This is a genomic window from Glycocaulis sp. (assembly GCF_052168375.1).
Classification (GTDB): Bacteria; Pseudomonadota; Alphaproteobacteria; order Caulobacterales; family Maricaulaceae; genus Glycocaulis.
On sequence record NZ_JBQLZR010000254.1, the window covers coordinates 1 to 7,125 of the forward strand.

The window sequence follows — 7,125 nt, forward strand, 5'->3', positions numbered from 1 at the left end:
TCCACCAGCCTGATCATCGCGTCCTGCATGGCCGTTCTGGGCTGCGCCCTGGCCGCCATCATCCACAGGCATTTCCGCCGCCGCATCGTCTTCTGGCTATAGGATATTCATCATGAGCATCATCGCCAGAAACATGACCCTCGACCTGCCGGTCTACAATATCGGCGCCCGCTCCTTCCGGGGCGCGCTATTGCCGATGTCGGTGGGTGGCAATGTACGCGCCGGCGGCAAGGGGCCGATCTCCGTGCGGGCCCTGTCGGACGTGTCCTTCGAGATCCATGACGGCGACCGTGTGGCCCTGTTCGGCCATAACGGCGCAGGCAAGAGCACGCTCCTGCGCACGCTTGCCGGCATCTACGAGCTGACCTCCGGGGAGCTGCATGTCGAGGGGCAGATATCTACCCTGTTCGACATCACGCTCGGCATGGACGAGGAAGCGACCGGTCTTGAGAATATCGAGCTTCTGGGCCTGTCACGGGGCTTCAGCCTGAAGCATATCCGCGAGGCGCGCGACGAGATCATCGAGTTTGCCGAGCTGGGCGCCTTTATCGAGATGCCGGTAAAGACCTATTCATCGGGCATGAAGATGCGTCTGGCCTTCTCGGTCGCGACAAGCTTCCAGCCTGATGTGCTGCTGCTGGATGAATGGGTTGCCGCAGGCGACGCCACCTTCATGCGCAAGACCGAGGAGCGCCTCGCCCAGCGCATGGAGAACACGCGCATCGTGGTGTTTGCGTCGCACTCGGTCCCGCTTCTGAAACGCTTCTGCACACGCGCCATCGTGCTCAATCACGGCACGGTCTCATTCTGCGGCACATGGGCCGAGTTCGAGGACGCCCACCGCGCGCTCTAGAGAGCGTTGCCCGGTCTAGTGGCGGCCTTCGAGAAGCTCGCGGATATAGACCGCATAGGTGCCATTGCCTTGCGCGCCCGGCGTGGCGGCAAGGCCTGCGTTGTCGATGAAGCCCTTGCGCCAGGCGATCTCTTCGGGACAGGAAATCTTGAAGCCCTGACGGCGCTCCAGCGTGGCGACAAACTCCGCCGCTTCAAGAAGGCTGTCCGGCGTACCGGTATCAAGCCAGGCAAAGCCGCGCCCCATCGTCTCCACCGAGAGCGAACCCTCATCGAGATAGATCTGCAAGAGCGAGGTGATTTCCAGCTCGCCGCGCGCGGACGGCTCGACCGTCTTTGCCCGCTCCGGCGCCCGGCCGTCCAGGAAGTAAAGCCCCGTCACGGCGAAGTTTGACGGCGGATTGGCCGGCTTCTCGATAATGCGCGTCGCCTTGCCCTGATCGTCGAAGGCAACAACGCCATAGCGGCGCGGCTCTGCGACCTGATAGCCGAAGACCGTGCCGCCGGTTTCCTGCGCGGCAGCGGCGGTCAGCATTTCAGGTAGGCCATGACCGAAGAAGATATTGTCGCCCAGCACCATCAGCGAGGGATGTCCGTCCAGGAAATCTTCCGCCAGCAGATAGGCCTGCGCAAGGCCATCGGGTGATGGCTGGACGATATAGGTAAACGCCATGCCCCATTGCGAGCCATCGCCCAGCAGGGCCTTGAACTGGGCCTGCTCGTGCGGCGTCGTAATGATGGCCGCCTCGCGTATCCCGCTCATCATCAGCATGGAGAGCGGATAATAGATCATCGGCTTGTCATAGACCGGCAGGAGCTGCTTGGAGGTTGCCAGCGTGATCGGGTGCAGGCGCGTGCCCGAACCCCCTGCCAGAATGATACCTTTGCGCGTCGTCAAATGTCCTGCCTCCAGCCAGCGGCGTACGGATTGGTCAGTCGGGTGGCCATGTAGGTTCAGCCCTTGGCGCCGAGGCGCTGGCCCACGCCCTTGCGGCCAAGAAGCGGACGCCACCAGTCCTCGTTGTCGAGATACCATTGCACGGTCTGGCGCAGCCCGTCTTCCAGCGTGACAGATGGCTCCCAGCCCAGCTCGTCGCGAATGCGGCTCGCATCGATGGCATAGCGGGCATCATGGCCCGGCCGGTCGGTGACGAAAGTGATCTGGTCTGCATAGGGCGCCGCAGCGGGGCGCAGCTCATCGAGCACGGCGCACAGCGTGCGGACAAGCTCCAGATTGGTGCGCTCGCTATTGCCGCCGACATTGTAGGAGCGGCCCGGCTTGCCAGCCTCGACCACCAGCAGCAGCGCGCGCGCGTGATCCTCGACATAGAGCCAGTCGCGCACATTCGAGCCGTCGCCGTAAATGGGCAGCTTCTCTCCGGCCAGCGCCTTCAGGATGACAACCGGGATCAGCTTTTCGGGGAAGTGGAACGGGCCGTAATTGTTCGAGCAATTGGTGATCAGCACCGGCAGGCCATAGGTCTCGTTCCAGGCGCGGACCAGATGGTCGGACGCAGCCTTGGAGGCCGAATAGGGCGAGCGCGGATCGTAGCGTGTCTCTTCGGTGAACTTGATTTCGGGGTCCGCCGGGAGGGAGCCGAACACCTCGTCAGTAGAGATGTGCAGGAAGCGGAAGCCTTCGGGGCGGCCCTTTGCGTCCCAGTATTTGCGTGCAGCCTCCAGCATGTTGAACGTGCCGTTGACATTGGTCTCGACAAAATCGGCCGGTCCGTCGATGGAGCGGTCGACATGGCTCTCGGCGGCCAGATGCATGACGGCGTCGGGCTGGTGCGCGTCGAACACGCGGTCTAGCGCGGCGCGGTCACGGATATCCACCTTCTCGAACCGGTAGAGCGGGCTCTTCGATACCGAGGCGACGTTTTCCAGCGAGGCGGCATAGGTCAGCGCGTCCACATTGACCACTTCATGGCCCTTCGAGACAGCAAGCCGGATGACCGCAGACCCGATAAAGCCGGCCCCGCCGGTGACAAGAAGTTTCATCTGATCCTCAACGCGGTGTCCGCTGCCTGTGACGCCCTCTCACGGGCACGCCATGGCCCGATCGGGACAGGCTTTGTTGCTAACAAATCCGAGCCCCTCCGGCCGGGTCCACCAATAGGCAGTGCAGCGGTCAAAATCCACACTCTTTTTCTGCTGGCGGGGGCAGGCGCCAGGCCGCCCGAAGCGTCGTGAAGCCCATGCTTTCCCGATCCGCCCGCGTGCGCTATCAGGTCCGGACGGTGGGCCTGTAGCTCAATTGGTCAGAGCCGGCGGCTCATAACCGCTTGGTTGGGGGTTCGAGTCCCTCCGGGCCCACCATTTTTTTGGATTGCGACCCTAGACGGTCACTGTCCTGAAGGTCAGCGACACACGGCGGGTTCGCGCTTTGCGCTGTCCGTCAATATGGTCGGATTTACGCGCCGGAATTTCATGCGTCCAGTCATAGCGCGCCTCAGCCGACAGGACTATGAGCATCAAGGGCTCGAGGATGAGGCTCCGGCGTTCGCCGGTTCGGCTCTTGCGAAACACCATTTCCGCATGGCCAGTGAGGCTGAGCGAGGCGATCACCGGCCCGAAACACGGTTCGCAATCCACATGGCCGGATATTCCTTGTCCGGGCAGATATTCATTGACGATGACCTGATCGGGACGCCGCTGGAATTCGGGTACGTCACCGACAGAACTCACGACCGGCGCGAGCCAGTCTGGAAGCGGGCCTATTCGCATATCTGCCGCCACCCGGCGCTCGCGATAATCGTACCGCCAGCCATAATGCTGCACGCGCCGCTGGAGATCGGTACGCCAGTCCGCCGCATCGACTGCAGCTAGCAGGCGCTCGGCTTCGCCCAGAGGAACAAAGCCGGGCATGACGCGCGTTCCCGGTGGCAATAGCGGCGCACACTCCAACCTAGTGCCTCACCGGTCTGAAGACCCAGGCGCTACAGGATCGATACTTCGACAAAGCGCTCTCGCCAGCGTCATTAGTGTTTACATGACTATAGCCTGGCCACGCCGACCGGTAAAATGGCAGAATATCGATTAATTTCCTAAAAACAGTCGCGCCCTCATGGTTTCTGCAGGGCGGTGCGTGGTTATCTTTGCTGATAGATAAGTCCGCTTTGAACCTTGAGGGTTGGTTGTGAGCAGGCGGCTCATACCCGCTTGGTTTGGGGTTCGCGTCCCTCCGGGCCCACCATATATCTTGTCCTCCCTCGCATCCGCCCGGTCGGTCCTCGCTGAGTCTGCACGCGCACCCCAACGCCGCTCGCCTCTTGCCAGAAATGCCCGGTACGGTGCCTCATGGGCGCCAGGACACGGGAGGGGTTTCGGGCGAGCATGGACGCGAATGCGATTGCCACAATGATCAGGGCCTATGGCGCGCGCTTCGGCCATCTGGCGAAGGGGCGCCCGCCTCTGCCTGCGCCCTTGAAGGCGCTCGAAGCGGAATCCATCCACATCCTGCGCGAGGTGACGGCGGAGTTTTCCAACCCTGTCATGCTCTACTCTATCGGCAAGGATTCAGCCGTGATGCTGCATCTGGCGCTGAAGGCGTTCTACCCAGGCCGCCTGCCCTTCCCTTTGCAGCATGTCGACACGACCTGGAAATTCCGCGAGATGATCGCCTACCGGGACGCCATGGCCGAGGCGCTGAACCTGGAAATGCGCGTCGAGATCAATGAGGAAGGGCTGAAGCGGGGCATCAACCCTTTTGCCAGCGGCTCCGGCCTGCATACCCAGGTGATGAAGACCGAAGCGCTTCGCGCCGCGATGAACCGGCATGGCTATGACGCCGCCTTTGGCGGGGCGCGCCGCGACGAGGAGAAAAGCCGCGCCAAGGAACGCATCTTCTCGTTTCGCGATGGCAACCACGGATGGGATCCACGCAATCAGCGCCCGGAACTCTGGCGGCTCTACAATACCCGCATCCGCAAGGGAGAATCGATCCGCGTCTTCCCGCTCTCCAACTGGACCGAGCTCGATATCTGGCAATACATCCTGCATCAGGACATTCCCGTCGTACCGCTCTACCTCGCGGCGAAGCGCCCGGTCGTAAAACGGGGGGATCAATGGCTGATGGTTGATGATGAGCGCTTCGTCTTCGAGCCGGGCGAGCACGCCGAGGAGCGGATGATCCGTTTCCGGACGCTTGGCTGCTATCCGCTCACCACCGCCATCGAATCGCAGGCCACGACACTCGAAGCGGTGGTGGCTGAAATGCTCGGCGCGCGCACCTCGGAGCGCTCAGGGCGCCTCATCGACCATGACGAGGCCGGGTCGATGGAGAAGAAGAAGCGCGAGGGGTATTTTTAGATGGATACGCGCGCCGGCCTTCTGAAGCGTCTGGCGGGCTCCGGCTCGCGCGGCGTGCTGCGCTTCATCACCTGCGGGTCCGTCGATGATGGCAAGTCCACCCTTATTGGCCGCCTGCTCTACGATTCCCGCCAGATTCTGGAAGACCAGCTCGCCACGCTGGAGAAGGATTCCCGAAAGCACGGCACGACCGGCGCGAACATGGATTTCGCGCTTCTTCTGGACGGGCTGGAAGATGAACGCCAGCAGGGCATCACCATCGATGTCGCCTACCGCTTCTTTGCCACCGACAAGCGCAAATTCGTCGTCGCCGACACGCCCGGCCACGAGCAATACACGCGCAACATGGCGACCGGTGCCTCGACGGCAGACCTCGCCGTCCTGCTGATCGATGCGCGCAAGGGCGTCCTGGTCCAGACGCTGCGCCATTCCTACATCGCGCACATGATGGGCATCCGTCATATAGTGCTGGCCGTGAACAAGATGGATCTGGCCGGATATTCCCGCGAAAGATTTGACGCCATCGTCGCCGATTATCTCCAGAAGACGGCGAGCCTCGATTTTGAAACCATCACCCCGATCCCGATCTCGGCGCGTGATGGCGATAATGTCATGACCCGGTCCAAGGCTATGGACTGGCATGATGGGCCTACCCTTCTGGAATGGCTGGAAGAGGTGGAAACGGCGGCTGACCTTGCAGACGCGCCTTTACGTTTCCCCGTACAGTGGGTGAACCGTCCGCACGCGGATTTCCGGGGCTTTTCCGGTCTGGTCAGTTCGGGGCACATGCGCACGGGCGATCCCGTCACGAGCGCTGTCAGCGGGCAGAGCGCGAACATCGCCCGCATTGTTACCGCTGACGGTGATCTTGACGCCGCGACGGCCGGTGATGCGGTGACGCTGGTGCTGGACCGGGAGATCGACATCACGCGCGGGGATGTCCTTTGCGGGCCGGAAGACCGCCCGGATGTGGCCAGCCAGTTTGCCGCCGAAGTGCTGTGGATGCATGAGGATGCGATGCTGCCGGGCCGCTCCTACCTGCTCAAATGCGGTGCTCAGGTGACGCCTGTTTCGGTGACGGAGCTGAAATACGCCGTCGACGTGAACAATTTTGCGCAAGTTCCGGCCAAATCGCTGGAGATGAATGCCGTCGGCCAGTGCAATCTGGCCACCGCCCGGCCCATCGCCTTCGACCCGTATCATACGCTACGCGACACGGGCGCCTTCATCCTTATCGACCGCTATACGAACCAGACCGTCGGTGCCGGGATGATCCGCTTTGCCCTGCGCCGCGCGACGAATATCCATACCTATGCAATGGATGTCACCAAGGCCCGCCGGGCGGCCATGAAAGGTCAGAAGCCCGCCGTCCTGTGGTTCACCGGACTATCGGGCGCAGGCAAGTCCACCATCGCCAATATTGTGGAGCGGCGCCTTGCCGAGGCCGGCCACCACACCTATTCGCTCGATGGGGACAATGTGCGCCACGGTCTCAACCGTGACCTCGGCTTCACCGAAGCTGACCGGGTGGAAAATATCCGCCGCATTGGCGAGGTCGCGCGTCTGTTTGCCGATGCCGGCCTCATCGTCACCTGCTCCTTCATCTCGCCCTTCCGGGCCGAGCGCCAGATGGTGCGTGAACTGATGGAACAGGGTGAGTTTCTGGAAATCTTCGTCGATGCGCCGCTGGAAGTGTGCATGGAGCGCGATCCGAAAGGGCTCTACGAAAAGGCGAAAGCAGGCGAGATCAAGAATTTCACCGGCTTTGACAGCCCCTATGAAGCGCCGGAACACCCCGACCTGCATATCGAGACTGCTGATATCAGCCCGGATGAAGCGGCAGAGCGGGTGATTGCCGCCTTGCGTGCAGCGGGCAGGCTGGGCTGAAAACCCCGCCTAGCGCGCAAGCAGGCTTTCCAAGATGCGGCGCACTTCGGCGCCATGTTCAGGGTCGGCCAGGCC

6 protein-coding genes and 1 tRNA gene are annotated in these 7,125 nt (G+C 62.3%); 4 read left to right on the forward strand and 3 right to left on the reverse strand.

Annotation, left to right across the window (positions count from 1 at the left end):
• Positions 1–112 precede the first annotated feature (112 nt).
• The gene (locus ACTS2Z_RS10415; RefSeq protein ID WP_442573147.1) at positions 113–853 is read left to right on the forward strand and encodes an ABC transporter ATP-binding protein; all 741 of its coding nucleotides are present in this window, start codon (positions 113–115) and stop codon (positions 851–853) included.
• 15 nt (positions 854–868) lie between these two features.
• Here ACTS2Z_RS10415 and rfbA read toward each other — a convergent pair whose 3' ends face one another.
• Together rfbA and rfbB are read right to left on the reverse strand one after the other, a co-directional pair.
• Positions 869–1,750, reverse strand: a complete 882-nt coding sequence (gene rfbA / locus ACTS2Z_RS10420) for a glucose-1-phosphate thymidylyltransferase RfbA (RefSeq protein ID WP_442573148.1) — start codon at positions 1,748–1,750, stop codon at positions 869–871.
• Between the two features lie 56 nt (positions 1,751–1,806).
• The gene (gene rfbB, locus ACTS2Z_RS10425) at positions 1,807–2,853 is read right to left on the reverse strand and encodes a dTDP-glucose 4,6-dehydratase (RefSeq protein ID WP_442573149.1); all 1,047 of its coding nucleotides are present in this window, start codon (positions 2,851–2,853) and stop codon (positions 1,807–1,809) included.
• Between the two features lie 241 nt (positions 2,854–3,094).
• Here rfbB and ACTS2Z_RS10430 point away from each other — a divergent pair.
• Positions 3,095–3,171, forward strand: a tRNA-Ile gene (locus tag ACTS2Z_RS10430).
• A gap of 18 nt (positions 3,172–3,189) precedes the next feature.
• Here the strand turns inward: ACTS2Z_RS10430 and ACTS2Z_RS10435 are convergent.
• On the reverse strand, positions 3,190–3,720 hold the full coding sequence (locus ACTS2Z_RS10435; RefSeq protein WP_442573150.1) for an alpha-ketoglutarate-dependent dioxygenase AlkB: 531 nt from the start codon (positions 3,718–3,720) through the stop codon (positions 3,190–3,192).
• A 468-nt stretch (positions 3,721–4,188) separates the two neighbouring features.
• Between ACTS2Z_RS10435 and cysD the strand changes: the two genes are divergently transcribed.
• Together cysD and cysN are read left to right on the forward strand one after the other, a co-directional pair.
• A complete protein-coding gene (gene cysD, locus ACTS2Z_RS10440) occupies positions 4,189–5,163 on the forward strand; it encodes a sulfate adenylyltransferase subunit CysD (RefSeq protein ID WP_442573151.1) in 975 nt (324 codons plus the stop codon).
• Positions 5,164–7,050 carry a sulfate adenylyltransferase subunit CysN gene (gene cysN, locus ACTS2Z_RS10445; RefSeq protein ID WP_442573152.1) on the forward strand — a complete coding sequence of 629 codons (1,887 nt, stop codon included), beginning with the start codon at positions 5,164–5,166 and terminating at the stop codon, positions 7,048–7,050. It begins immediately after the preceding gene.
• Positions 7,051–7,125 lie beyond the last annotated feature (75 nt).